At 71.1% G+C, this 25,516-nt stretch carries 20 protein-coding genes and 1 riboswitch; of the genes, 8 read left to right on the forward strand and 12 right to left on the reverse strand.

The window, feature by feature from the left end; translation table 11 throughout:
• Positions 1-6: 6 nt before the first annotated feature.
• The 3 genes from J2Y46_RS02345 to J2Y46_RS02355 form a co-directional block, all read right to left on the reverse strand.
• Complete coding sequence (locus J2Y46_RS02345; RefSeq protein ID WP_084695542.1) at positions 7-807, reverse strand: energy-coupling factor transporter transmembrane protein EcfT; 801 nt, start codon at positions 805-807, stop codon at positions 7-9.
• Complete coding sequence (locus tag J2Y46_RS02350; protein WP_157005499.1) at positions 804-2,279, reverse strand: ABC transporter ATP-binding protein; 1,476 nt, start codon at positions 2,277-2,279, stop codon at positions 804-806. Before J2Y46_RS02350 ends, J2Y46_RS02345 begins: the two co-directional genes overlap by 4 nt.
• A 1-nt stretch (position 2,280) precedes the next feature.
• A complete protein-coding gene (locus tag J2Y46_RS02355) occupies positions 2,281-2,925 on the reverse strand; it encodes an ECF transporter S component (RefSeq protein ID WP_045298448.1) in 645 nt (214 codons plus the stop codon).
• A riboswitch (TPP riboswitch) is annotated at positions 2,918-3,027 on the reverse strand. (Overlaps the previous gene by 8 nt.)
• A gap of 37 nt (positions 3,028-3,064) precedes the next feature.
• Between J2Y46_RS02355 and J2Y46_RS02360 the strand changes: the two genes are divergently transcribed.
• Entirely contained in the window at positions 3,065-4,714 is a 1,650-nt protein-coding gene (locus J2Y46_RS02360; protein WP_310239953.1) for a D-alanyl-D-alanine carboxypeptidase, read from the forward strand.
• Positions 4,715-4,731: 17 nt separating this feature from the next.
• Here J2Y46_RS02360 and J2Y46_RS02365 read toward each other — a convergent pair whose 3' ends face one another.
• From J2Y46_RS02365 to J2Y46_RS02375, 3 genes are read right to left on the reverse strand one after another with little or no spacing between them, the layout of a single operon-like run.
• Complete coding sequence (locus tag J2Y46_RS02365; RefSeq protein ID WP_045298453.1) at positions 4,732-5,145, reverse strand: RbsD/FucU family protein; 414 nt, start codon at positions 5,143-5,145, stop codon at positions 4,732-4,734.
• A gap of 13 nt (positions 5,146-5,158) precedes the next feature.
• Positions 5,159-6,121 carry an aldo/keto reductase gene (locus J2Y46_RS02370; RefSeq protein WP_310239956.1) on the reverse strand — a complete coding sequence of 321 codons (963 nt, stop codon included), beginning with the start codon at positions 6,119-6,121 and terminating at the stop codon, positions 5,159-5,161.
• Positions 6,108-7,403 (reverse strand): enolase C-terminal domain-like protein, encoded by a 1,296-nt coding sequence (locus J2Y46_RS02375; RefSeq protein ID WP_310239958.1) that lies wholly within the window; start codon positions 7,401-7,403, stop codon positions 6,108-6,110. Before J2Y46_RS02375 ends, J2Y46_RS02370 begins: the two co-directional genes overlap by 14 nt.
• A gap of 136 nt (positions 7,404-7,539) precedes the next feature.
• On the opposite strand from J2Y46_RS02375, the gene J2Y46_RS02380 reads away from it, so the two are divergent.
• Together J2Y46_RS02380 and J2Y46_RS02385 are read left to right on the forward strand one after the other, a co-directional pair.
• The gene (locus J2Y46_RS02380; RefSeq protein WP_310239960.1) at positions 7,540-8,400 is read left to right on the forward strand and encodes a fumarylacetoacetate hydrolase family protein; all 861 of its coding nucleotides are present in this window, start codon (positions 7,540-7,542) and stop codon (positions 8,398-8,400) included.
• Positions 8,397-9,158, forward strand: coding sequence for an SDR family oxidoreductase (locus J2Y46_RS02385; protein WP_310239961.1), 762 nt, complete (start codon positions 8,397-8,399; stop codon positions 9,156-9,158). The genes J2Y46_RS02380 and J2Y46_RS02385 overlap by 4 nt, the downstream gene beginning before the upstream one ends.
• Positions 9,159-9,334: 176 nt before the next feature.
• On the opposite strand, the gene J2Y46_RS02390 is transcribed toward J2Y46_RS02385, so the two are convergent.
• The gene (locus J2Y46_RS02390; protein WP_310239962.1) at positions 9,335-10,183 is read right to left on the reverse strand and encodes an amidohydrolase family protein; all 849 of its coding nucleotides are present in this window, start codon (positions 10,181-10,183) and stop codon (positions 9,335-9,337) included.
• A 74-nt stretch (positions 10,184-10,257) separates the two neighbouring features.
• On the opposite strand from J2Y46_RS02390, the gene J2Y46_RS02395 reads away from it, so the two are divergent.
• Positions 10,258-10,938, forward strand: coding sequence for an FCD domain-containing protein (locus tag J2Y46_RS02395; RefSeq protein ID WP_310239963.1), 681 nt, complete (start codon positions 10,258-10,260; stop codon positions 10,936-10,938).
• Positions 10,939-10,983: 45 nt separating this feature from the next.
• On the opposite strand, the gene J2Y46_RS02400 is transcribed toward J2Y46_RS02395, so the two are convergent.
• Both J2Y46_RS02400 and J2Y46_RS02405 read right to left on the reverse strand, forming a co-directional pair.
• Positions 10,984-13,452 (reverse strand): X2-like carbohydrate binding domain-containing protein, encoded by a 2,469-nt coding sequence (locus J2Y46_RS02400; protein ID WP_310239965.1) that lies wholly within the window; start codon positions 13,450-13,452, stop codon positions 10,984-10,986.
• Between the two features lie 105 nt (positions 13,453-13,557).
• Positions 13,558-15,783 (reverse strand): alpha-galactosidase, encoded by a 2,226-nt coding sequence (locus J2Y46_RS02405; protein WP_310239967.1) that lies wholly within the window; start codon positions 15,781-15,783, stop codon positions 13,558-13,560.
• Between the two features lie 136 nt (positions 15,784-15,919).
• Here J2Y46_RS02405 and J2Y46_RS02410 point away from each other — a divergent pair, with 136 nt between their 5' ends.
• From J2Y46_RS02410 to J2Y46_RS02425, 4 genes are all read left to right on the forward strand, one after another.
• Positions 15,920-18,325, forward strand: coding sequence for a glycosyl hydrolase family 95 catalytic domain-containing protein (locus J2Y46_RS02410; RefSeq protein ID WP_310239968.1), 2,406 nt, complete (start codon positions 15,920-15,922; stop codon positions 18,323-18,325).
• The gene (locus tag J2Y46_RS02415; protein WP_310239970.1) at positions 18,315-19,271 is read left to right on the forward strand and encodes an acetylxylan esterase; all 957 of its coding nucleotides are present in this window, start codon (positions 18,315-18,317) and stop codon (positions 19,269-19,271) included. The genes J2Y46_RS02410 and J2Y46_RS02415 overlap by 11 nt, the downstream gene beginning before the upstream one ends.
• A gap of 128 nt (positions 19,272-19,399) precedes the next feature.
• Positions 19,400-20,503, forward strand: coding sequence for an ROK family transcriptional regulator (locus tag J2Y46_RS02420; RefSeq protein WP_310239972.1), 1,104 nt, complete (start codon positions 19,400-19,402; stop codon positions 20,501-20,503).
• Between the two features lie 36 nt (positions 20,504-20,539).
• Positions 20,540-21,628 carry a mandelate racemase/muconate lactonizing enzyme family protein gene (locus J2Y46_RS02425; protein ID WP_310239974.1) on the forward strand — a complete coding sequence of 363 codons (1,089 nt, stop codon included), beginning with the start codon at positions 20,540-20,542 and terminating at the stop codon, positions 21,626-21,628.
• A gap of 143 nt (positions 21,629-21,771) precedes the next feature.
• Here the strand turns inward: J2Y46_RS02425 and J2Y46_RS02430 are convergent, their stop codons facing one another.
• The 3 genes from J2Y46_RS02430 to J2Y46_RS02440 all read right to left on the reverse strand — a co-directional run bounded on the left by J2Y46_RS02430 (position 21,772) and on the right by J2Y46_RS02440 (position 25,432).
• Complete coding sequence (locus J2Y46_RS02430) at positions 21,772-23,406, reverse strand: extracellular solute-binding protein (RefSeq protein WP_310239976.1); 1,635 nt, start codon at positions 23,404-23,406, stop codon at positions 21,772-21,774.
• 62 nt (positions 23,407-23,468) lie between these two features.
• On the reverse strand, positions 23,469-24,461 hold the full coding sequence (locus J2Y46_RS02435; RefSeq protein ID WP_245619561.1) for a carbohydrate ABC transporter permease: 993 nt from the start codon (positions 24,459-24,461) through the stop codon (positions 23,469-23,471).
• Positions 24,458-25,432, reverse strand: coding sequence for a sugar ABC transporter permease (locus tag J2Y46_RS02440; RefSeq protein ID WP_211255895.1), 975 nt, complete (start codon positions 25,430-25,432; stop codon positions 24,458-24,460). Before J2Y46_RS02440 ends, J2Y46_RS02435 begins: the two co-directional genes overlap by 4 nt.
• Positions 25,433-25,516 lie beyond the last annotated feature (84 nt).

Here is a 25,516-nt window from a genome sequence, read left to right on the forward strand (position 1 = left end):
GCCCGTTCAGGACCAGACGAACCGGAACGTGCCCGCCGCGACCGCGGCGCCGATCGCGAGTGCCATGATCACGGTGCCGCCCAGCAGCGCCACAGCGTCACGGGGATGCAGGCCCGACGGCCGTGCCCACGTGCGCGGGATGCCCGAGCCGAACCCGCGCGCCTCCATCGCCATCGCCAGCTTGGTTCCGCGGCGCACCGCGAACACGAGGAGCACGAACGCCATCGAGAAGAACCGGCGGACGGCGCCGCTGTCGCCGACGCCCCGCGCCCGGCGGGCGAGGCCCATGCTGCGCCAGTCGTCGAGGAAGAGCCCCAGCGTGCGGGTGCCGGCCAACACGCCGAGCACGAATCGCGAGGGCAGCCTCGCGACCTGGGCGAGCGCGTCGGCGAGCTCGGTCGGGTCGGTGCGGCCGAACAGGAGGATCGTCGGCAGTGCCAGGGCGAGCACGCGAAGGCACACCGCGATCGCCAGGGCGATCGAGTCGTCGCTGATCGTCGCGTACCAGAACGACCAGTAGACGGTGCCACCGGGTTCCGCGTACAGCAGCATGCTGACGCCGGCGACCGGCGCGAACACGAGGACGGGCAGCATCCGTTTCAGCACCGTCACGATCGCGAGGCCGGTCAGCGGGATGCAGGCGAGCTGGAGCACGATCGCGACGAGGGCGCTCGTGGCGTCGATGGACGCGAACAGCGGCACCGACAGCAGCAGCGCGAGCACGATCTTGGTGACCGGATTCACGCCGTCGAGCCAGGCGCGGGGGGCTGCCTCGACCTCCGGGGTGCGGGCGTCGACGGCGGTCACGATCCCACCCCCGCGCGCACCGGCTCCCCCAGCTCGATGCGGTGGCCGCCGAGGTGACGCAGCACATCCTCGTCGTGGGTGACGGCGACGACGGTCGTGCCGGCGGCGATCTCGGACTGGAGCAGCTGCACGAGCTCGATCCAGCCGCGGCGGTCCTGCCCGAAGGTCGGTTCATCGAGCATGATCACCGGGGGCGCGTCGGCGAGCACGGTCGCGACCGAGAGCCGGCGCTTCTGACCGCCCGAGAGTGTGAACGGGTTCGCGGCGGCGAGCGGCGCGAGGTGCAGCCGCTCGAGCAGCTCGTCGACGATCTGGCCGACGGTGGCCGGATCGACGCCGCGCGAGCGCGGCCCGATGGCGAGCTCGTCGCGCACGGTGGAGGCGAGGAACTGGTGCTCGGGCTCCTGGAACACCGTGCCGATGCGCGTGAGCAGCTCGCGCGAGGTCCACTTCGACGGGCGCCGGCCGGACCGCCCCGCGAGCTCCGGCGCGGTTTCGACGCGACCCGCCGCCTCAGGCAGCAGCCCGGCGAGCGTCAGGGCGAGCGTGGACTTTCCGGCGCCGTTCGGACCCGTGATCACGGTCGCGGCAGCGCGAACAACGGCGAGGTCGAGCCCCGAGCGCACGATCGTGCGGCCGTCGCGGGAGATCGAGAGAGCGGATGCCGCCACCGCCGCCGATGCATCGGCCCGGGCGGAAGCGAGTACGGGCAGATCGACCGAGTGGCCCGGGATCCACACCCCCGCGGCGGCGAGCGTGGCACCGTGGCGCGCGAACACCTCGGCGGGCGTCCCGTCGGCGAGGAGCCCACCGTCGGCGCCGACCACGATGACGCGATCCATGAGGTCCGCCCACACCGCGGTGCGGTGCTCGATGACGACGAGCGTCGCGCCGCTCTCCTGCACTGCGCGCTCGACGGCGTCGCGCACCTCACGGACGCCGTGCGGGTCGAGGTTGGCGGTGGGCTCGTCGAGCAGGAGCACCCCTGGCCGCATCGCCAGCACGCCGGCGAGGGCGAGTCGCTGCTTCTGTCCCCCGGACAGTGCCTTGGTCGGCCGGGTGAGAGGCACGTCGAGCCCGACGGCGTCGAGGGCTTCTGCGACCCGAGCGGGGATCTGCGCGGCCGGGACACCGAGGTTCTCGCAGCCGAACGCCACATCGTCTCCCACCCTCGACAGCACGACGCCGGCGTCAGGGTCCTGGAGCACGAGCCCGACGCGACCGCGGTGAGCCTCGGCACGTCCACCGTCGATGAGGAGGGTGCCGGTCTCGTCTCCCTCGTCGGCACCGCCGAGCAGACCCGCCATTCCGGCGAGGAGCGTCGACTTGCCCGCGCCCGATGCGCCGAGCAGGAGCACGCGCTCCCCGGGCTCGATCGTGAACGAGACGTCGTGGACGGCAGCCGCCCGGCGTCCGCCGTAGCGCCACCCCCAGCCCGCCGCGGTGATGCGGGCGGGGCGGGTCGCCGTCACGTCAGACCTCGCGGCGCGCTTCGCGTCCGACGGCGAAGCGGTTGAGAGCACCGGTCGCGGCGAGCCCGCGCACCGCGAGCCAGCCGACGAGGCCCGCGAGCAGCGCGCCCGAGACCGCCAGCGACACCAGGTAGATGACGTTGAACTCGACGGTCTTCAGGATGTTGGGCGAGCTGCCGTAGAACAGCTCGAACACCCAGGCGCCTACCGCGGCGCCGACGCCGGCGAGCATCGCGACGGGCAGCGTGAAGCGGCGGTAGAGGAAGATCGCGAACACGAGCTCGGCGCCGAGGCCCTGCACGATGCCCGAGAAGAGGGTCGACACGCCCCACACGTTGCCGATCAGCATCGACACGAGCGCGGCGATCACCTCGACGAGCAGCGCGGCACCCGGCTTGCGGATGACCAGGCCGCCGATGACGCCGCCGATGAGCCAGATGCCGACGGCGATCCCGCCGAGGCCCGGGGTGAGTCCGTCCATGGCGACGAACCAGGTGCCGCCGATGGTGTTCCAGGCCCAGAACACCAGGCCGATCGCGACGCCGAGCACCGCGGCGACGACGATGTCGACCACCCGCCAGCGGAGGCTCCGGGGGGCCTTCGAGTGAGCCGCAACGGGGGTGGATGCGGACGTGGACGCGTGCATATGAGCTCCTCCCTGCGCCGGCATGATCCGGATCAGGTTCGACGGTCGAAGCGTGGATCGCTTCCTCTCAGCCCGGCTCACCGGACTCCCGTGGTTATGGCGACGAGTATACCGCCGGCTCAGCAGGTATTTTGGGGGGGTGACATCGGACGACACCCCTGCACCCACGCGTCGCGCGCGGCGCGCGCAGACCGGTGCCGTCCCGGTTGCAGGTTCCGAAGACGTGCCCGACGGCGGCATCCTCACGATCCAGACGGGTGAGACGGATGCTGTCTACCCGCCGTCGACCACCGCCGCGGTGGACGTGACCGCCGCCGCTCCGACGATCGCCACGGTGCCCGTCGCCGAGGTGCCGTCGGTCGCGACGTGGAACGCCGCGGAGCCTGTCGAGCCGTCCGACTTCGCGCTCCCGACCGGCCTCGGCACCCCGACCGTCACCGCGGTCACCGGCGGGCACACCGCACTCGCCTGGGTCGACGAATCCCTCGTCGAGCACGGCGCAGCCCCCGCCGACCTGACCGCGGCCGCGACCCCGTACGTGGCGGTCGAGGCCGACCTCCTCTCCGATGCCCCGCGCCGCTCCCCGTTCCGCGCCGCCGTCGTGGTTCCCACGCTCGCGATCGCCGCCGTCGTCGGCGCCTATGCGGCGACGACCATGCTGTGGCCGCTGCACGCCGTCGCCCCCACCGTGACCGCGATGGAGGTGCAGCCGATCGCGGCGCCCGCCGCCGCGCCGGCGTGGCCTGCTCAGGGCAGCGCGGCCGAGGCCGTCGCCGGCATCCCGGGAACGCTCGCCTCCACGGCCGACCCCGACGCGATCGCCAGCATCACCAAGGTCGTCACCGCACTCGTCGTGCTCGAGGAGATGCCGCTCGCCGTGGGCGAGCAAGGACCGGAGTACCGCTTCACGTCCGCCGACCGCTCGCGCTACTGGCAGTACCGCGCAGGCGGCGAGTCGGCGCTCGACGTCCCGGTCGGCGGCTCGCTCAGCGAGTACCAGATGCTCGAGGGCATGCTCATCGGCTCGGCGAACAACTACGCCGACCGGCTGGCCCAGGGGATCTGGCCCTCCGACGCCGTCTACGCCTCGGCCGCCAACGCGTGGCTGACGGCCCACGGCGTTCCCGGGATCACGGTCCGCGAACCCACCGGAATGGACGCGCGCAACGCCGCGAGCCCCGAGGCCCTCGTGACGCTCGCCCAGAAGGCGCTCGCGCATCCTGTCATCGCGGAGATCGTCGCGAAGCAGTCGGTCGACCTCCCCGGCGCCGGGCATGTCGAGAACACGAACGGCCTCCTCGCCGATCCGGGCGTCGTCGGGGTCAAGACCGGCACCCTCGACGCGTGGAACCTGCTCTCTGCCAAGGACGTCACGATCGGCGACAGGACAGTGCGCCTCTACGCGTCGGTGCTGGGTCAGCCAGATGACGAGGCACGCCTCGCCGCATCCCGTGCGCTCTACGCGCAGATGGAGGCTGAGCTGCAGCCCAAGCCCTCGGTGACGGCGAGCACCGTGGCGGGCCAGGTCGAGACGCTGTGGGGCGACAAGGTCGACATCGTCACGTCCGCAGACGCCTCGGTGATCCTGTGGAACGGCGGCAGCGGCACCGTCGCGACCACCTACCACCTCGGCGACAGCCGCGATGCCGGCGATGTCGTCGGCTCGCTCAGCGTCACCGGACCGCTCGACGCCACCACCGTCGACCTGAAGCTCGCGGCCGAGATCACGGACCCGTCGCCGTGGTGGCGCCTCACGCACCCGCTGGACCTCTTCGGTCTCAACGGCTGAGGCGCCGAGAGACCCGCTCAGGCGGCCGGGTAGCCGACGACGCCCTTTCGCAGGAGGGCGTTGCCGTACGTGCGGGTCTCTCCGGTGCGCACGATCACGTACGCGGTCTTCGCGAGCTCGTAGTACTCGAACCGGTCGACGTAGCGCGGGTCGTCGACTCCCGCTGCGGCGGCGAGCTCACGCTGCACGTCGAGCACCTCGCCGTCGGCCGACGCCATGAGATCCAATGCGGGCGCGTCGTCCAGCGGCACAACGCTGCGCACCGCCGCCAGCACCTCGGGCGTCGTCGTTCCCGGCAGATCGATGACGCGTGCGCCGATGGCCCACGCGGGGAAGTGCGCGTCGGCGATCACGACCGCGTCGGAGTGGCCCATGCGGTCCAGATGGAGCAGCAGCTCCCCGGTCAGCAGCGGGTTGATGCCCTCGAGCATGAGGATCCCTTCGTCAGCGGATGAGGCCGTCGGCGGCCAGATCGTCCCACAGCGCGGCGGGGATGTCGATCGCCATCAGCTCGGCGTTGCGGCGCAGTTGCTCGGGGCGGCTGCCGCCCACGACGACCGAGCGCGCCGCGGTGTCGCGCAGTGCGAACTGCACCGCCGCAGCGGGAAGCGGAACGGCGTGTGCGCGGCACACGGCCAGGATCGCCTGCAGCCGCTCCCACAGCGGCTCCGGCATCCGTCCGTACTCGTACCGGTCGGATCTCTCCGGCTCGTCCTTGGCGAGCAGGCCGGAGTTGAAGACGGATGCCGCCACCACCCCGGTCTCGCGCGCATGACAGGCGGGCAGTACGGCGTCGGCGGCCGGCTGCTCGAGCAGCGTGTAGCGGCCGGCGATCATGATGAGGTCGAGGTCGGCGCTCTCGACGGCGGCGGCGAGCGCCTCGCTGACCATCGACCCGATGCCGATCCCGTCGACCGATCCCTCTGTGCGCAGCTGCTCGAGCGCGGGGAACGCCTCGCGCAGCGCGAGGTCGAGATCGTGGCGCTCGGGATCGTGCAGGTACAGCACGTCGATGCGGTCGAGGCCGAGCCGCTCGAGGGACTCCTCGAGGCTCGCCCGGATGCCCACCTCGGAGAAATCCCATTCGCGCCGCAGCGTCGTCGGCACGTGGAAGTCGGCGGCGAGATCGAGCCCGCCGTCGTCATCGGGGTTGGGTCGGAGCAGACGCCCGGCCTTCGTCGAGATCACGAACTCGTCGCGCGGCTTGGTCCGCAGGAACGCGCCCAGGCGTCGCTCCGACAGCCCCAGCCCGTAGTGGGGAGCGGTGTCGTAGTAGCGGATGCCGCTCTCCCACGCCGCATCGAGGATGGCCCAGGCCTGCTCGTCGCTGAGTTCGCGGAAGAGGTTGCCGATGTTCGCCGCGCCGTACCCGAGTCGCGTCAGCGCGGGGAGTTCAGGCCGCGGCATGCGTCGTCCCGAACTCGTACTCGGCGCGGCTGGCCGACTTCATCTCCATGCCTGTGCCGGGCGCGGTCGGCGCCACGTACACGCCGCCGCGCACCTCAGTCGGTACGACGAAGTGCTCGTGCAGGTGATCGACGTACTCGATCATGCGGCCTTCGCGGGTGCCGGTCACGGCCACGAAGTCGAACATCGAGAGGTGCTGGACGGCCTCGCAGAGGCCGACGCCGCCCGCGTGCGGGCACACCGGCACGCCGAACTTCGCCGCCAGCAGCAGGTTCGCGATGTTCTCGTTGACGCCGCCGACGCGGGCCGCGTCGATCTGCATGACCGAGATCGCGCCGGCCTGCAGCAGCTGCTTGAAGATCACGCGGTTCTGCGCATGCTCGCCCGTCGCCACGCGCACCGGCGCGATGCCGCGCGCGATCTCGGCGTGACCGAGCACGTCGTCCGGGCTGGTGGGCTCCTCGATCCACGCGGGGTCGAACTCGGCGAGCGCGTTGACCCACTCGATCGCCTCCGACACCTCCCAGCGCTGGTTGGCGTCGATCGCGATCGGGAATCCTTCGCCGCACACCGCGCGCGCGACGCGGAGTCGGCGGATGTCGTCATCGAGGTCGGCGCCGACCTTGAGCTTGATCTGCCCGAAGCCGTCGGCGATCGCCTCGCGGCACAGGCGCGCGAGCTTCTCGTCTGAGTAGCCCAGCCAGCCGGGGCTCGTCGTGTACGCCGGGTAGCCGGTGGCGAGCAGCTCGCTCTCGCGCTCGGCCCGGCCGGGCTCGGCGTCGCGGAGGATCCGCAGCGCGTCCTCGGGGGTGAGCGCGTTCGAGAGGTAGCGGAAGTCGACGAGCGCGACGAGCTCCTCGGGGCTCATGCGCGACAGCAGCTGCCACAGCGGGAGTCCGGCGCGCTTGGCCTTGATGTCCCACAGCGCGTTGACGACCGCGCCGATCGCCATGTGCATGACGCCCTTCTCGGGGCCGAGCCAGCGCAGCTGCGAGTCGCCGATGAGCTCGCGGTTGGTCGCGCCCATGTCATCGAGGAGCGGCTCGAGCTCGCGACCCACGAGGTGTGCCGCGAGGGCGTCGAGCGCGGCGACCTGAACATCGTTGCCCCGCCCGATCGTGAACACGAAGGCGTGTCCTGAGACATGGTCCGCGGCATCCGTCACGATACGCAGATAGGCGGCGGAGTAGTCGGGGTCGGGGTTCATCGCGTCGGAGCCGTCGAGGCTCAGCGACGTGGGGAATCGGATGTCTGTCGTCTCGAAGGCGACGATGCGGCTCACGGGGCGTTCTCCAGCGGTTCGCGGTTCGGGGAATCGAACCGCTCGAAGTGTAAACATCGGATGTCTATACTGTCAATCACGCCCGCGGGCAGCGACGGCACCGACGCCGCCCCGCACCGAGAAATTCAGGAGAACCATGAAGTTCGCGCGCCTCGGCGAGTCCGGCAGCGAGATCCCCGTCGTCATCGACGGCGGTCGTCACCTCGATCTGCGCCCGCTCACATCCGATGTCGACGGTCGATTCCTCGCGGACGATCCCGTCGGCCGCACCTCCGCCGCGATCGCCGCAGGACTTCTCCCGGAGCTCGAGGGAGCCGCCGGACTGCGCATCGGGGCCCCGATCGCCCGTCCGAGCGCCGTCATCTGCATCGGCCAGAACTATGCTGCGCACGCGCGCGAGTCAGGTGCGGAGCCGCCGACCGTGCCGATCATCTTCCTCAAGACCCCGAACACCGTCGTCGGACCGAACGACGCCGTGACGATCCCCCGCGGCAGCGAGAAGACCGACTGGGAGGTCGAGCTCGGAGTCGTGATCGGCAGCCGCACCGCGTACCTCGACAGCCCCGACGAGGCCGACGCCCACATCGCCGGCTACGTGGTCGCCAACGACGTGTCGGAGCGCAGCTTCCAGATGGAGATCTCGGGCGGGCAGTGGTCGAAGGGCAAGATCGCCCACGGCTTCAATCCGACGGGCCCGTGGCTGGTCACGGCCGACGAGGTCGACGTGCAGAACCTCGGCCTGAGGAGCTTCGTCAACGGCGAACCCCGCCAGGACTCGAACACGAGCGACATGATCTTCGACGTGCGCGCCATCGTGCACCACCTCTCGCAGTTCGTCACCCTCGAACCCGGCGACCTGATCCTCACCGGCACGCCGCAGGGCGTGGCGTTCGGCGGCAGGTTCCCGTACCTGAAGGCCGGCGACGTCGTCGACATCGAGATCGACGGCCTCGGCGCGCAGCGCCAGGAGTTCGTGGCATGGGAGGCCGCGCGATGAGCGGCCGGCAGCTGGACGGCCTCGTCGCCGTCGTCACCGGCGGCGCATCGGGCATCGGCGCCGCGATCGCGACCGCCCTCGCCGGCGAGGGCGCGGAGGTCGCGGTGCTCGACCTCGATCCGTCCGGGGCCGACCCGCGGTTCACGGCGTTCGCCGCAGACGTGTCGGACCGCGCCGCCGTCGACCGGGCGATCGCCGGGGTCGGCGAGCGGTTCGGCCGCATCGACATCCTCGTGAACAACGCGGGGATCGGCGCGCAGGGCGACATCGCGGCGAACGACGACGCCGAGTGGGCGCGCGTGTTCTCCATCAACGTCACGGGCATCGCGCGCGTCACGGCGGCGGCGCTGCCGTGGCTGCGGAAGTCGCCGTCCGCGGCGATCTGCAACACGTCGTCGATCGCAGCGACCGCGGGCCTGCCGCAGCGGGCGCTGTACAGCGCCTCGAAGGGCGCCGTGCTCTCGCTCACCCGCGCGATGGCCGCCGACCACCTCCGCGAAGGCATCCGCGTGAACGCGGTCAACCCGGGCACCGCCGACACCCCGTGGATCGGCCGCCTGCTCGCGAGCGCGCCCGACCCCGCGGCCGAGCGCGCCGCCCTCGAGGCCCGGCAGCCCCACGGCCGCCTGGTGTCGGCCGCCGAGGTGGCCGGGGCGGTGCTCTACCTCGTGAGCCCGTCGTCGGGCTCGACGACCGGCACCTACATCGAGGTGGACGGCGGGATGTCGCCGCTCCGCCTCCGTCCGGCCGGCTCCTGACTCATCGCGCCAGGCGGTAGATCGCGCCCCCGGCCGCGGCATCCGTCCCACAGGTCAACCGGGGTTCTGCAGGACGATTCCCCGCCGAGTCTCCTGTAAGACCCCGGTTGACCTGTCGAACGAGCACGCGGGAGGGCGCGCGCGGCCCCCCACGCTTCCGGCGGGGACGGATGCCGCTACCCCAGGCCGTAGACACGCTCGGCGTTCTCGGCGAGCACCGCCTTCCGGCGGTGCTCGCCGACGCGGTCCTCCAGCCACGACGACACCGTGTCGAGCCAGCGCCCGTACGGCCCCGATACCGGCCAGTCGCTGCCGAACAGCAGGCGGTCGGGACCGAAGGCGTCGAGCGCCACGTCGAGGAACGGCCGCATCTGAGCATCGGTCCACTCGCCGGGCGACTCCGCGGGCAGGCCCGAGAGCTTGCACACCACGTTCGGTCGCCGGGCGAGGTCGCGCAGCGACTCCGCCCAGGGCGTGCCGTCGGCGGGGTCGGCGTCGTCCGGTGACCCCACCTCGGGCTTGCCCAGGTGGTCCAGCACGATGGCGAGGTCGGGCAGCGCGTCCGCGAGCGCGACGACGTCCGGCAGCTGCTCCCACCGCACGCAGGCGTCGAACGAGAGCCCGGCGACAGCCACCGCCTCCGCCGCGCGCAGGAAGCCCGGGCGCAGGCAGAAGCCCTCGGGCTCGGACTGCAGCAGCCGGCGCACCCCGACGACGAGCGGCCGCTCCGCATAGGCCGCGAGGTGCTCCTCGGTCGCGGCGGGGTCCTCGAGCGGCGCGCGTGCGACGATGCCCCGCACCGGGACGTGAGAGGTGAGCGACGCGACCCAGTCGACCTCGGCGACCGCCTGCCCGGGCTCGCACTCCGCCTGCACGAACACGAAGCCGCAGTCGGCGTCGGGGGCGTCCTGCAGGGCGACATCGAGCTCGTCAGGCCCGAAAGATCGGAGCAGAGGTCCTTCGAGCCACTCGTACGTCAGGACCTCGGGGTCCCAGAGATGGAGGTGCCCGTCCACGACTCGCATGTCACCATCATGCCGCCGACGCGCGGTGGTCACAGCATCCGTGTTCCCTGACATCCGATGTCTATGATGGGCGCGTGGCCGTCACCGACGAAGCGATCGAGAAGATCAAGGACATGATCGTGCGCGGCGAGCTGGCGCCGGGGTCGCGCCTGCCTCCCGAGAAGGACCTCGCCGAGCGCCTGGGCCTGTCACGCAACTCGATGCGCGAGGCCGTCAAGGCGCTCGAGGTCATCCGCGTGCTCGACGTGCGCCGCGGCGACGGCACCTACGTCACGAGCCTCGAGCCGAAGCTGCTGCTCGAGGCGATCTCGTTCGTCGTCGACCTCCACGACGACGACTCCCTGCTCGAGATCTTCGCCGTGCGCCGCGTGCTCGAGTCCCACGCGACGGGCCTGGCGGCCCAGCGCGCCGACGACGACGACGTGGCGGATCTGGATGCCGAGATCAGCGCCGTCGCCCCCGACACCGACATCGAATCCCTGGTCGAGCACGACGTGCGCTTTCACAGCGCGATCGCGCGGCTCGCCGGCAACGACTACCTGGCGAGCCTGCTCGAGAGCCTCACCAGCCAGACGGTGCGGGCCCGCGTGTGGCGCGGGCTCACGCAGGCGGGCGCCGTCGAACGCACGCTCGCCGAGCATCGCGCGATCCTCGACGCTATCGCCGACCACGACATGGAGCTCGCCACCTCGATCGCCCAGGTGCACATCTCGGGCATCGAGCGCTGGCTGCGCCAGGCGCGCGAGACGGTCTGAGCCCGGGCGGCGAGGCGGCACGCCCCGCCACCCGGGCCGCTCGCATCAGCCGGTGACGTACGACAGCGCGTCGACGCGCATGACGTCGCCCGACGCCTTCACCAGGCGCAGCGTGTGCCGGCCCTTCTTGAGACCGTCCTTCGCGAACAGCTTCTGCTGCGTGAGGCGGGCGTCGCCCCGCAGATCGACCGTATCGACGAGCTTGCCGTCGAGGTACACCTCGACCTCTCCCTGATCCGGCGCGATCGGCCCCTTCACCGAGACGGACGTGCCTGAGAAGGTCATCGACACCGCTGCGCCGTCATCCCGTGTCCAGTGCACGTCGTCGCGGAGGTCGCCGCGGAAGCGGAACTCCAGCGCCGTGTCACCGTCGGGCAGGGCCGAGAGGAACGTGGAGCCGAAGACGACAGCATCCCCGTCGACCGTGTAGTCGGCGCCGCTCTTCAGCGCCGTGCCGTCGCGGTGGATCCCGGTCAGTTCGCCCGCGTCGCGCAGCAGGTGCACCGTCGCGGCCTCGGGGGCCGCCCGGTCGAACGCCACGTGATCCACGTCGATCAGGCTCTCCTGCACGACGTCGAGCCGGTCGAGCAGCATGAACTGGCCCGACTTCTTCACGACCCGGATCGTGTGGCTGCCGTTCGGCAGGTCGCGCTTGCTGAACACGGCCTGCTGCACGCCGCGCCCCTGGGACGGGTCGAGGTAGGTGCTCACGGTGCCGGCGAGCACGCCGTCGATGTACACCTCGGCGTCTCCCTGCGACTCGTGGGTCTCGGTGACCCAGTCGATGCCGGTGCCGACGAAGGAGTACTGGAACGCGCTGCTGTCGGCCTCGGCGTAGTGGACATCGTCCTGATGGTCCCCGAGCCCGCGCCCGCCGCTGTGGCTCCAGTTGCCGCTGTAGGCGATCGACGGATCGGTGTCGTTGACCGCGATCACCCGCGACGAGCCCGCCTCCGGAGCCGAACCGCCCTGCGACGAGTCGAACACCGAGACGGTCAGCGACTGCGACGCCGCGACGGCCTCTTCGCCGCCGTTGCGCGACCAGGCGCCCTCATACGTGAGCTGCGCGTCGTCGTCGTTCAGCTCCACCGTCGTGCCCTTGGCCGGGGTGAAGGTGAAAAGCCTCGCGCCGTGGATCGGCACGTCCGAGGCGACGAACGAACCCTCCGCGGTGCCGATGTTCTTCCGTGCCCAGAGGTCTCGCACCTTCGCCGAGCCGGTCAGCCCGATGTCGGGGAGCGACACCGTCAGGTCGGCATCCGTTCTGCCCAGGTTGAACACCGCGACGGTCACCGAGCCGTCGGGGTTCGCCGCGTACCACGTCTGCTGCGGAGAGGCGGTCGAGACCGGGTGCGCGGGGCGGCCCGCCTGGTTCACCGCGATCACCTCGGGGTTCGTGAGCAGCTCGATCCCGTAGTCGTCGAGCTGGGTCATGTCGTTGCCGACGTACATCGGCGCCGCCGCCACCGCCCACAGCGTGGCGGCCGTACGCCGCTCGTCGCGGGTGAGTCCGTCCATCTTGCCGTTGCCCACGTTGAGCGAGTCGAAGTCGTTCCACCCGCGGTCGGGGCCGGCGTAGCGCCACCAGTCGGCCGCACGAGGGAACAGGCGCGCGATGTTGTCCCACGTCGTGAGCGCCGTCCTCTCGCAGTAGCACTCGACATCCCATTCGACGCGCCAGCCCTGCGCGTACTGGGCCCAGTAGTCGGCGTAGCGGATGTCGAGCGCCCACGACAGCTCGAACCAGATGCCGTTGCGCTCGAGCGCCTGCGACCAGGCCGCGACGTCGTCGCGGGCGTCGAGCGACAGGTCGCCGATGCCCGACCCGGGCGTGACGCTGTCGAACTTGAGGAAGTCGATGCCCCACTCGCCGAACATGTCGGCGATGGAGTCGACGTACTTCTGCGCGCAGGGATTCGAGAAGTCGATCCGGTACCCGATGCCCCAGTAGTCGGCCTGCTGGATGGGCTGCTTCACGATGTCGCCGGTCGAGCAGTCGGGAGCGCCGTAGATGGGCAGGTCGGCCTCGTACACCTGCGGCGAGATGCCGGGGATCGCATAGAGCCCGACCTTCTGGCCGTTGCCGTGGATGTGGTCGATCACGGCCTGCAGGCCGTTCGGGTAGAGCTTCGCACTCGGTGTGGGCCGGCCGTACTCGTCGACGCCGTCGTTCCAGGCGGCGTCGATGTTGATGTACTCGTAGCCGGCGGACTGCAGCTTCTCGTGCATGGCGTCGGACTGGGCGATGATCTGGTCGGCGGTGATCCAGGTCGATCCGTTGCCCGCGTAGACCTGCATGCTGTAGCTGCTCCACCCCATGTAGGGGCGCGCGCCGAGGTCGTCGTCGGGGGCCGTCGCGGCGGGGGCGACGGCCGGACGGGGATCGGATGCCTCGGCCCGGGGCGCAGCGGCGGCCGCGGCCGCCCCGATTCCGAGGGTCGACGCGCCGACGGCGGCGACAGCCAGCGCCGCGAGCCACCGTCGCCCGTGGGCGTGGCGGTTTCTGGTGTTCATGGTTTCCTCTCTGCGGTGGGTTCGACGGTGAACCCGCGCCCGTGCCCTGGCCCCAGTGGCCTCTCACGCGCGGTTCCCAGAAGATGCGGACGCCCGATCAGCTGCTCACGCGAGCCTCTCGACGTCGAACAGCAGCGCCTGCTGCGGGTTGAGGGTCGGCAGCGGCACGCCGGCCACGGCGAGGACTGCGCCGGGAAGCTCGATGCCGCCGTCGACGGCGAGACGCATCCAGTCCGGGTCCGACACCTCGTGCCGGCTGGTCGCGCCGAGCTCCGCCCGCACCCGCAGGCGGTAGTGCGCGCGGGGGTCGAGCCCGGGGAAGCGCACGCGGCCGCTCTGCCCGTCGGGAGAGGTCGCCAGGCGGGTCCAGGTGAACAGCGCGCGCTCCCCGCCCGGCGCGACGATGCCCGTGAGCATCGCCGCGTCGTCGGCGAGGTCGGCGTTGACGACGTCGCCGGTGTGGATCAACTCGCGCAGCTCGCGGTACAGCGCCGCCCACGCGGTGATGGTGCGCAGGTCGTCGGGGCTCGAGGCGGTGAGGTCGGTCTCGATGCCGGCGTGGGCGGTGAGGGCGACGGCGAGCCGGAACGACAGGTCGGTCTCTCGCGACGTGGTGTGCGAGCGGTGGGCGCCCAGGTGCGAGCCGATGAGCTCGGGCGGCACGAGCAGGCGCGTCCAGCGTTCGATGCGCGCGCGCTCGACGGGGTCGTTGCAGTCCGAGGCCCACACGCGGTCGGTGCGCTCCAGGATGCCGAGGTCGACACGGCCGCCTCCTCCGGAGCACGTCTCGATCTCCAGTCGCGGATGGCGCGCGCGCAGTTCGTCGAGGAGGCGGTACAGCGCGAGCGTCTGATCGTGCACGAGGGGCCGGTCGCCGCCGTCGCGGAGCGCGACCGGCTCGACGAGGTCGCGGTTGTGATCCCATTTGAGGTAGTCGATGTCGTACTCGGCGACGAGCGCGCTGATGCGCTCGAGGACCAGGGCGTACGCGTCCGGGTTGGCGATGTCGAGCACGTGCTGGTTGCGGGCGGTGGCTCCGGCGCCCTGGCCGGGCGCCAGCACCCAGTCGGGGTGGTCGCGGGCGAGGTCGGAGTCGGGGCTGATCATCTCGGGCTCGAACCAGAGACCGAACTGCATGCCGCGGTCGCGCACGGCGGCGACGAACGGCCCCAGTCCATCGGGCCAGACACGCTCGTCGACGAGCCAGTCGCCGAGTCCCGCGCTGGCGTCCCGGCGCCCGCGGAACCACCCGTCGTCGAGCACGATGCGTTCGACGCCGACCTCGGCGGCGCGGTCGGCGATCTCGACGAGACGCTCGAGGTCGTGATCGAAGTACACGGCCTCCCACGTGTTGAGCACGAGCGGGCGCAGCGCCCTGGGGTGACCGCGGCGGGCGCGGAGCCGCCGGTGGAAGCGGGCGGAGAGCCCGTCGAGGCCGCGGTCCGACCACGTGAACAGGACGGTCGGAGCGTCGTAGCGCTCACCGGGCTGCAGCACCACCTCCCCCGAGCGCAGCAGCTCGCCCGCGCCGATGACGCGCGACTGTGCGCCGGCGCCCTCGGGCAGTCGCTCGGCGAGGTATTCGCCGTCTCCGCTCCACGCCAGATGCACGCCCCACAGCTCGCCGTGCGCGAAGCCGAAGGCCGGCGTGCCCGCGACGAGGAGGAAGGGCGCGTCGTGCCCGGGCTTCCCGCGCCGTGCACGGCGCGCGTGCGTGCCGAACGAGAAGGGCAGCCGCTGCGGCGCGCGCTCGCGGCACCACTTGCCGGTGAAGTCGAGCAGCTCAGCCGCGCGGTCCGGAAGGGGCACCAGGGCCCGCAGCCCGTCGACGAGATAGGCCGATGCCGCGTCGGACGGGTTCTCGACCGAGAGGTCGACCGACAGCACGCCCGCGGCATCCAAGCGGTACGTGAGGCGCGCAAGGGTGCCGGCCACGGCGTCGTCGAATCGGAGGCGGATGCTGCCGCCGCCGTCGTGCGCGGACTCGACGTCCGCGTCCACGAGCCGGGGGCGAGGGGTCGTGGCGGTGCCGCCGCGGTGGCCCGCCTGTGCGGGCGTGCCGGCCCAGCCGTCCTGCTCCGTCGGCCACACCGAGAAGACGCGCGGGACGTCGGGCGAGTTGTTGAGCACCGCGGGGACGGATGTCGCCCGCAGCGCCTTCGTCGCCCTCTCGTCCACGTCGCCGAGGTCGGCACCCCAGTGCAGCACGCGCGGCATCCCGCCTGCGAGATCCACGACCAGCGAGACCCCCGCCGCCCGCAGCACGTGCACGGCGGCCGGCGCGACTTCCGCGGCCGGCAACGTCTGGACGGCGCCCTCTCCGTTGAGCATTCGAACTCCTCCATCGAGTTTCTTGACATCGGTAATTAATCACGTTTACGCTGGCGTCGCAAGCAAAGATCCGAGGTCTGCGGGCGAAGACGCCCCGGACTCTCGCGATCTCGGACACCGAGCCCCGAGGACCGAGATGAGCGACACCCTGCGACTGTCGTGGGACGCACCCGCCGACCGTTGGGAAGAGGCCGCGCCGCTGGGCAACGGCCGCATCGGGGCGATGGCCTTCGGCGGCGCGACGGGGCGCTACGCGCTGAACGACGCGACGGTGTGGTCGGGAACGCCCGACGGCCCCGCAGCGGCGCTCCGCGACGTGCTCGCGACCGGCGCCGGACCCGAGCGGCTCGCCGAGATCCGCGCGGCGCTCGACGCCGGCGACGTCCGCACGGCCGAAGCCCTGCTCATGACCTTCGAGGGTCCCTACTCTCAGGAGTTCCTCCCGCTCGGCGATCTCGCCGTCACGATCGCCGACGCGGTCGCCACGACGCCCGCGCGCGTGCTCGACCTCGACGAGGCCGTGCTGACGGAGACGCTGCAGATCCCCGGCGGCACGGTCCGCCGGCGGTCGTGGGTGTCGGCGCCCGCCCGGGCCCTGATCGTCGAACTCACCGCCGACGTCGAGTTCGCGGCATCCCTATCGCTCTCGACGCCGCTGCGCGGCACCCCGAACGGCCTCGGTCTCGACGTCGAGATCCCCGTCGACGGGGCCCCGCTGCACGAGACCTCGGTCGAGCCCCCGCTGCGGTATGCCGGGGCCGACCCCGACTTCGACGCCTTCGCGGCCGTCGCGGTCGCACTGGACACCGACGGTTTCGTGGATGCCGCGCCCGCGCGCGCGGCCGTCCACGGGGCTCGCCGGCTGCTGATCGCCCTCTCCACATCGTCCCGCGCCGAGTTTTGGTGGGCCGACGCGGACGGGGAGTGGCGGACCGCCTCCCGCGAGGCGATCCGGGACCGCGCCATGCAGCGCGCGGATGCCGCGGCACACCGCGCACCATCCGCGCTGCTCGCCGAGCACCTCGCCGATCGTCGGCGAGGTGCTCGGGCGCGGTTCGCGATCGGCGGCCGCCGGGAAGGCACGTGGAACATCGACCGCGACATCCTCCACGGCGACGACGCCGGGCTGAAGGCGACGATCGCCGCCGAGTTCGGGGCGTACCTGCTCGCATCGTCGTCTCGTGCGGGCGGCCCGGCCGCGAATCTGCAGGGCATCTGGAACGACCAGCTGCGTCCCGCCTGGTCGTCGAACTACACGATCAACATCAACACCCAGATGAACTACTGGGCGGCGCCCGTGCTGGGCCTCGACGACGCCTCCGAGCCCCTGCTCGCGCTCGTCGAACGGCTCGCCCGCACCGGCGCCGACGTCGCGCGCGAGCTGTACGGCGCGCGGGGCTGGGTGGCGCACCACAACGCGGACCTGTGGGGCTGGAGTCTTCCGGTCGGAGGGGGCCATGGCGCTCCGAGCTGGGCGATCTGGATGATGGGCGGCGTGTGGCTGACGCACAACCTGTGGGACGCGTACGCATTCGGCGGCGACGTCGACCTCCTCCGCTCCCGCATCTGGCCGGTCATGCGCGGCTCCGTCGAGTTCTGCCTCGACTGGCTCGTGCCCGGACCCGACGGGACGCTGCGGACCACGCCGTCGACGTCGGCCGAGAACTCCTTCGTCGGCCCCGACGGCGGGACGACCGCGATCGGGCTCACCGCGGCATCCGACATCTTCCTCATCCGAGGGCTCTTCGAACGCGCGCTCGCGGCCGTGGCGGCGCTCGGTGTGGACGATCCGCTCTCGGCCGAGATCGACCGCGCGCTGGCCGCGCTCGCCCCGGTGGGAGTCCGCTCCGACGGCCGGCTGAGCGAATGGTCGGCGGAGGTCGTGGAGGTCGAGCCCCTGCACCGGCACCTCTCCCCCCTCGTCGGCATGTATCCGCTCGACACCCTCACACCCGACCGCGACCCGCACCTGTTCGACGCGGGCGTCCGCCTCCTCGACGCCCGCGGCTCCGGCGCGATGGGCTGGTCGTGGGCGTGGAAGATCGCGCTGCGCGCCCGCACGGGCGACGGCGATGCCGCGGCGCAGCTCCTCGACGAGGCGCTCGCGCCGTTCGAGGGCGACGCGACGCGCCACGGCCCCGTCGACGGCTCGGAGTGGGGCGGCCTGCTGCCGAACCTCTTCAGCACGCACCCGCCGTTCCAGATCGACGGCAACCTGGGATTCCCCGCCGGCATCGCCGAGATGCTGGTGCAGAGCCACGGCGGCGTCGTCCGGCTGCTGCCCGCACTGCCGTCGTCCTGGACCGACGGCGAGGTTCAGGGCATCGGCGCCCGAACCGGGCTCGTCGTCGACCTCGCCTGGCGCGACGGCTCGCTCGCGTCCGCGACGGTGCGCAGCATCCGTGGCGGCGAACGCGACGTGGCGGTCTTGTACGAAGGGCGCCGCGTGGTGCTCCGGGTGCCGGAAGGCGGAAGCGTCGACGTGCCGCTGGACGAGTCGGCACGCGCCGCTCTCGCGATCGGGGTGCACCATGCGCGGTGAGCTCACCCCGGTCGACGAGCCCACCACTCAGACCGAGCCGGCCGACTTCGACCGGTTCTGGGCCGACACCCTCGCCGAGACGCGACGGCACCCGCTCGACGTCACCGTCGAGCCGCGAGCGACGCGCCTCGCGGTCATCGATGTGTTCGACGTGACCTTCCGGGGCTTCGGCGGCACCCCGATCCGCGCCTGGCTGCGCATCCCGCACGGCGCGACCGGTCCGCTGCCCGGACTCGTGCAGTTCTTCGGTTACGGCAACGGGCGAGGCCACGCGCTGCGCGACCTGCGCTGGGCGGCGGCCGGGTATGCGCACCTCGTGGTGGACGCGCGCGGCCAGGGTCACGGCGACACCGACGACGACCGCGCCGACGGCGGCCCGTCGGCGGGCGGATTCCTCACGCGCGGCATCCGCTCGCCGTACGAGTACTACTACCGGCGGGTGTACGCCGACGCGGTGCGCGCCGTCGAGGCGCTGCGGACGCTCGACGTGGTCGACCCGGCACGCGTCGGCGCCGTCGGCGCGAGCCAGGGAGGCGGGATCGCGCTGGCGATCGCCGGGCTCATGCCCGACCTCTCGGTCGCGATCGTCCAGGCACCGTTCCTCTGCGAGCTCGATCGCGCCGCCGAGCTCAGCGACGAGTACCCGTACGCCCTGCTGACCCAGTACTTCGCCGACCGGCGCCTCGACACCTCCGCCGCGCTCGACACGCTGCGCTACTTCGACGGCGTGAACCATGCCAAGCGCGCCACCGCCCCGGCCCTGCTCAGCACGGGGCTGCGCGACGGCATCGCACCACCGGCATCCGTCCTGCCCGCCTTCACCGCCTACGCCGGCCCGAAGCAGATCGTGCTCTGGCCGTACAACGGCCACGAGGCCGGGGGCGATCTCGACGAGGAGAACGCGCTCGACTTCGCCGCCGCCCACCTGGCGCCGGGGACGGACTGACCGGCGATCGCGCGAGACGCCGACGCGCGGACTCGCTACCGTATCGACTGAGACCGAAGGAACAGATGGATCACGACACCACCGCGCGCGCGACGCTCATCCGTTCTGCGTCGGAAGCAGGATCGAGGGTGTTCGCCACCATTCTGACCCGGAGCCCGATCAGCCGCATCGACATCGCGCGCCAGACCGGGCTGTCGCAGGCGGCCGTCACGAAGGCGGTCTCGCCGCTCGTCGCCGCCGGTCTCGTCGACGCGCCGCCCGCCACCCAGCGCGACGGCAACCCGGGACGCCCCGCAGCGCCGGTGTCGATCGTCCCCGACGCAATCATGATGCTCGGGATCAAGGTCAACGTCGACGAGGTGATCGGCGTCGCCACCGACCTGGCGACCACTGTGCTCGCCGCCGAGAACCGTCCGCTGACCGTCCACGACCCAGCTACGGTGGCGACCGCCATCATCGAGGTCGTGCGCGCCCTCGAAGAGCGACTCGGCGCCAAGGCAGATGCCATCGCCGGCATCGGCGTGTCGGTGTCGGGCGATGTCGACACGTCCACCGGCATCGTCAGGGAGTCGGCGATCATGGGCTGGTCCGGCGAGGACTTCGGCGGCCGGATGCTGGCGCTCCTCGGCCGCCCCGTGACCCTCGAGAACGACGTGCATGCCCTGACGGTCGGCGAGCACTGGTTCGGAGTCGGCCTCGGGACCGAGTCGTTCGCCATCGTCACCATCGGCCGCGGCATCGGCAGCGGCCTGCACCTGAACGGCCAGGTGGTGACGGGCGCATACGGGGTCTCCGGAGAGATCGGGCATCTGCCGCTCGCCGACCCCGCACGGATCTGTTCGTGCGGGCGTCGCGGATGCGTCGAGGCGGTGGCCTCGACGGCCGCGATCGAGGCCACCGTGTCTTGCGCACTCGGCCGCGACGTCGGCATCGATGAGGCGGTCCGGCTCGCCCACAGCGGCGACCCGGCGGCCGAGGCCGCCTTCCGGGAGGCCGCCGGCCTCATCGGAACCGCCATCGCGACGCTGGTCAACCTCGCCGGCCCTGAGCTCGTCATCATCGGCGGCGAGGGCGTGTCCAACTTCGACCTCTTCGAGAAGACCCTGCGCGATGCGTTCGACGCGCACGCCTTCGGCGCCGCCGCGCGCTGCCGCATCGTCACGCGGCCGCATACCTTCCAGGACTGGGCCCGCGGCGCCGCCGCTGCCGCCATCCAGTCGCTCGTCCGCTGACGCCGCGCCGCGGCATCCGTCCCCATCGGAGAAGCCATGTCCGTCATCACGCACGCCCGCGCCATGCTCGTCGACATCCCGGTCGAGACCGTCCGCACCGATGCGGTGCAGTCGTTCCTGAAGCAGGAGACGATCGTCGTCGACCTCGACACCGACGACGGCACGCCGGGTCGCGGCTACGCGTACACGATCGGCACGGGCGGCCGTGCGGTGCTCTCGATGCTGCGCGACCACCTGCTGCCCGCGGTCATCGGGCAGGACGTCCGCCGCCCCGAGGCGGTGTGGCGGCACGCGTTCTCGCAGACCCGCGCCACCACGGTCGGCGCGATCACCTCGCTCGCGCTCGCGGGGATCGACACCGCGGTCTGGGATGCCCGGTGCCGCCGCGACGGCGAGCCGCTCTGGCGCGCCGCCGGAGGCAGCAACCCCGAGGTGCCCCTCTACGACACCGAAGGGGGCTGGCTGCACATCGACACCAGCACCCTCGTCGCCAACACCGTCGCCGCCCGCGACGGCGGCTGGCACGGCTCCAAGCTCAAGGTCGGCTCGCCCGACCCGCGCCGCGATGTCGAGCGGCTGGCCGCCGTGCGCGCGTCGGTCGGCGAGGGGTATCGGCTCATGGTCGACGCGAACCAGGGGCTGACGCTCGCCGATGCGCGGGCACTCGCCCGCGCGATCGAGCCGTCCGCCATCTCGTGGCTCGAAGAGCCGCTGCCCGCCGACGACGTGTCGGCGCACGCGCGCCTGGTCGAGTCGACCTCCATCCCGATCGCGGTCGGCGAGTCGCTGTACTCGGTCGCGCAGTTCAAGGAGTACCTCGTTCGGGATGCCGCGACCATCGTGCAGCCCGACGTCGCGCGCGTCGGCGGCATCACGCCGTGGCTGAAGATCGCACACCTCGCCGAGGCGTTCAACGTGCCGGTGGCGCCGCACTTCCTCATGGAGCTGCACGTCAGCCTGGTCGCAGCGGTGCCGAACGGACGCATCGTCGAGTACATCCCCCAGCTGCGCGCCGTCACGACGGCCGACCTCCGGGTGAGGGACGGACGCACTGTCGCTCCCGACGAGCCGGGCATCGGCATCTCGTGGGACGACGACGCGCTCGAGGACCTGCGCGTGCTCTGAGCCGCGGCATCCGCTCGGTGTCGTCCGCCCGCGCACGCGACCGTCGTCACCCGAGCATTCGCGCCCCTCGCCGCGACACGACACCACCCGGCGGTCTCGCGACCGCCGGGTGGTGTCGTTCAGGACCCGCCGCTGCGGTGGGCCTACTTCAGCGCGTCGTAGAGCTCCTGCTCGAGCTGCAGGAACTGCGCGACGCCCAGACCCTCGAGGTCGTCGAGGTAGGCCTGCCAGGCACCGTCGTCGTTGATGTCGCGCTGACCTGTCACGAACTCCGCCTGGGCCTGCGTGACGTAGTTCGCGATGTTCGTCTGCAGATCGGCGAGCTCGGCCGACGTGTCGGCGTTCGGCCACAGCTTCTCGGACGGGAACAGGATGCTCTCGTCGGGCTTGTAGGGGTCGTACTCCTGCGATGCGATGAGCAGGCGCCGCTCGTAGCCGTCCGGCGAGTAGACGTCCTCGGGGACGACCTGCGAGTTGCGGTACTCCAGCGAGTCCCAGTACTGAGCCATCGAGCGCCACGCGGCGTTCGACGTCTCGTCGTACGTGAGGGGCTTGAACGTCGGGTCGAGTTCCGGGTCCAGCGCGACGTCGCCGTCGACTGCGGGGACCCACGCCTCCCCCTCAGGGCCCATCGCGCCGCGCTTGTCGCCGTCGTCGGTCACCAGGTAGTCGATGAGCTTGATCGCCTTGATGCGCTCGTCCTCGGTCGACTTGTTGGTCAGGGCGAAGATGCCGAGCGGATTCACGGGCGAGCGCCACGTCGCGAACTGCGTGCCGTCGGGACCGGCGACCGGGGCCACGGCGTCGTAGTTCTTGTCACGGCCGTCCGGGGACTCGGGCGTCACGAAGTCGTACGGGTGCAGATCGACCGCGGACCCGAGGATCTCGGCGCCCGAGTTGTCGCCGAGCGCCTTGAGCGCGTCGCCGTTCTGCGTGAACGCCGCGGTGTCCAGCAGACCCTCGGACGCGAGGGAGTTGATGTACGCGAGGCCCGCACGCCACTCGTCCGAGGTCGCGGCGAGCTTCACCTCGCCGCCTTCCATGACCATCGGCGGCGGGCTGGACGGGCCGGCCACGGGCGCGTAGGCGAAGGCGTTCATCAGGTAGTTGATGATGGGCTGGGTGGCCGACCCGCTCAGCGGCACCTCGTCCTGCACGCCGTTGCCATTGGGATCGTCGTCCTTGAACGCCCGCAGCACGGCGCGCAACTCCTCCGTCGTCGTGGGCTGGTCGAGACCGAGGTTCTCGAGCCACGTGGAGTTCATCCACAGCTTCGACGGGAAGCTGCAGTGGTAGCACTCGCTCCACTGGGTGATCGCGTAGATGTGCCCGTCGGGAGCGGTGACCGACTCCTTCCAGTCCGGCTTCTCCTCGAAGCGCTCCTTGAGCGTCGGTGCGTACTCGTCGATGAGGTCTTCCAGCGGCAGCAGCACACCCTGCTGGCCGTACTTGAGGATCTCGCTGCGCGAGAAGGCGTCGACCCACGGCACCAGGAAGTACGCGTCGGGGTAGTCGCCGCTGGCCAGCGACACCTGCCGCTTCTCACCCGCGACGCTTCCGTCGTAGGTCGTGGTCTGCCAGTCGAAGTCGATGTCGAACTTCTCCTCGACCTCCTTGGTGAAGGCGTTGTCCTTGAGCGTCCCGTTGTCGCCCTGCGGACCGAACGCGACGAGCTTGCCGTCGTCTTCGGCGGCAGAGGGCGTGCACGCCGCCATCGCGAGCGTGGTCGCCGCGATCGCGATCGCAGCGACCGCTCCCCTCATCATGCTGTGCTTCATTGCCGGAATCTCCTTTGCCCGGGTCATATTGCGTGGTGGTGGGTCTGTGGGTGCAAGCACGGTCAGCCCTTGACGGCGCCGACCATGATCCCCTTGTTGAAGTACTTCGCGACGAACGGATAGACGACGAGCATCGGCACGGTCGCGATGACGACCGTCGAGTACCGCAGCAGGTCGGCCAGTTCGCGCCGGCGGAGCTGCTCGCCGACATCGCCGCCGCCGCCGGTGTCGTTGAGGACGAGCAGGCCGCGGAGCACGAGCTGCAGCGGCTGAAGGTCGGCGTTTCGGAGGTAGAGGAGCGCATCGAAGTACGAATTCCACTGCATGATCGCGTACATGAGCGCGATGACGGCGATCAGCGGCTTGGCCAGCGGCAGCACGATCGACCAGAGGATCCGCAGCTCGCTGGCTCCGTCGAGCTGCGCCGCCTCGTACACCTCGTCGGGGATGGACGTGCGGAAGAAGACCATCGCGATGATCACCTGCCAGACCCCGATCGCATTCGGCAGCAGCATCGACCAGCGGGTGTCGAGCAGTCCCAGCGACTGCACGACCAGATACATCGGGATCACGCCGCCGCTGAAGAGCATCGTGAAGACGACGGCGCCCGTGATGACCTTGCGTCCGAACAGGTTCTGGCGCGACAGCGGATACGCGACGGCGACCGTGCCGACCACACTGATGAGCGTGCCGACGAGGGTGTAGAAGACCGAGTTCGCGAAGCCGCGGACGATCGCGGGGTTGCCGAGCGCCTCCGCGTACCCGCGGAAGGTGATGTCGACCGGCCAGAACAGCACCTGACCCGACGAGACCGCGTGCGGGCTCGACAGGGAGCTCGCGACGATGTTCAGCAGCGGCAGCAGGACCACCAGCAGGAACACCCCGAGCAGGGCGTAGGCCACGATCACGAAGGTGCGATCCGCCCTGGTCTCCTTGATCCTCACCCCGCGCGATGCGGATCGCCTGGCTCGAGCACCGGCGAGGGAAGGCGCGGCGGCCACGCCGACGGCGGCCTCCTCGGCGAGGACGGCTTCTTTGCTGATGACGTTGCTCACCACAGCCCGCTTCCCGTGACCCGCTTGGACACCGCGTTCACGACGAGCAGCAGCACGAGGCTGATCACTGCGTTGAACAGACCGATCGTCGCCCCGAGACTGAAGTTCGCGTTGAGGATGCCCGTCTTGTAGACGTAGGTCGGGATGATCTCCGACGTCGAGAGGTTGAGGGCGTTCTGCAGCAGGAAGGCCTTCTCGAACCCGATCGCCATGATGTTACCGACGCCGAGGATGAGGATGATGGTCGCCGTCGGCATCAGCGCCGGCAGATCGACGTGCCGGATCTTCTGCAGGCGCGAGGCGCCGTCGATCTTCGCGGCCTCGTACAGCGAGACGTCGACCGAGGCGAGCGCGGCGAGGTAGATGACCGCGGAGTAGCCCGTCGTCGTCCAGAGGTCTGTGGCCACGTAGATGTGCCGGAAGAAGTCCGCATCGGCGAGGAGATCGACCTGCCCGGCGCCGAAGAAGCTGAACGTGCGCCCCAGCAGACCGACGCGGGGCGACAGCAGCAGGATCGTCATCGAGACGATCACGACCGTCGAGATGAAGTACGGGGCGTACGTCACGAGCTGCACCGTGCGCTTGAAGAAGCGCAGGCGCACCTCGTTGAGGGCGAGCGCCAGGATGATGGGCAGCGGAAGGCTCGCGACCAGGGTGTACGCGGCCAGGATGAACGTGTTGGCGACCAGCCGCGGGAATACCGGGTTGCGGAACAGCCGCTCGAAGTTGTCGAAGCCCACCCACGGGCTCCCCCACACCCCGTCGATCGGGTTGTAGTTCTTGAACGCGATGATCGCGTTGGCCATCGGGACGTACCGGAACACGATGAACCAGACGATCGGCACCAGCAGGAGCAGATAGAGCTGCCAGTAGCGCCGCACGCTCCGGGTGAGCCGGGACCGGTGCGACACCGACCGCGGCTTCGAGATCACCGCCTCGGCGGGTGTTGCGTGCTCAACGTCGAGCGTCATCTGGATCCTCCAGGGAGTTACTTTACGTCGTAATATTATGTTGTCGACCCCGATTCCGCTACTGGATCATCCGATGTCTCCGAT

Source organism: Microbacterium sp. BE35 (assembly GCF_031457705.1).
Lineage (GTDB): Bacteria > Actinomycetota > Actinomycetes > Actinomycetales > Microbacteriaceae > Microbacterium > Microbacterium trichothecenolyticum.

Excerpts from the sequence above, each read along its gene's own strand:
- J2Y46_RS02385 (WP_310239961.1), top strand. The coding sequence starts at position 8,397 with ATGAGCGGCCGGCAGCTGGACGGCCTCGTCGCCGTCGTCACCGGCGGC.
- J2Y46_RS02430 (WP_310239976.1), bottom strand. The coding sequence starts at position 23,406 with ATGAAGCACAGCATGATGAGGGGAGCGGTCGCTGCGATCGCGATCGCG.
- J2Y46_RS02410 (WP_310239968.1), top strand. The coding sequence starts at position 15,920 with ATGAGCGACACCCTGCGACTGTCGTGGGACGCACCCGCCGACCGTTGG.
- J2Y46_RS02440 (WP_211255895.1), bottom strand. The coding sequence starts at position 25,432 with ATGACGCTCGACGTTGAGCACGCAACACCCGCCGAGGCGGTGATCTCG.
- J2Y46_RS02370 (WP_310239956.1), bottom strand. The coding sequence starts at position 6,121 with ATGCCGCGGCCTGAACTCCCCGCGCTGACGCGACTCGGGTACGGCGCG.
- J2Y46_RS02400 (WP_310239965.1), bottom strand. The coding sequence starts at position 13,452 with ATGAACACCAGAAACCGCCACGCCCACGGGCGACGGTGGCTCGCGGCG.
- J2Y46_RS02405 (WP_310239967.1), bottom strand. The coding sequence starts at position 15,783 with ATGCTCAACGGAGAGGGCGCCGTCCAGACGTTGCCGGCCGCGGAAGTC.
- J2Y46_RS02365 (WP_045298453.1), bottom strand. The coding sequence starts at position 5,145 with ATGCTCGAGGGCATCAACCCGCTGCTGACCGGGGAGCTGCTGCTCCAT.
- J2Y46_RS02425 (WP_310239974.1), top strand. The coding sequence starts at position 20,540 with ATGTCCGTCATCACGCACGCCCGCGCCATGCTCGTCGACATCCCGGTC.
- J2Y46_RS02380 (WP_310239960.1), top strand. The coding sequence starts at position 7,540 with ATGAAGTTCGCGCGCCTCGGCGAGTCCGGCAGCGAGATCCCCGTCGTC.
- J2Y46_RS02390 (WP_310239962.1), bottom strand. The coding sequence starts at position 10,183 with ATGCGAGTCGTGGACGGGCACCTCCATCTCTGGGACCCCGAGGTCCTG.
- J2Y46_RS02415 (WP_310239970.1), top strand. The coding sequence starts at position 18,315 with ATGCGCGGTGAGCTCACCCCGGTCGACGAGCCCACCACTCAGACCGAG.
- J2Y46_RS02355 (WP_045298448.1), bottom strand. The coding sequence starts at position 2,925 with ATGCACGCGTCCACGTCCGCATCCACCCCCGTTGCGGCTCACTCGAAG.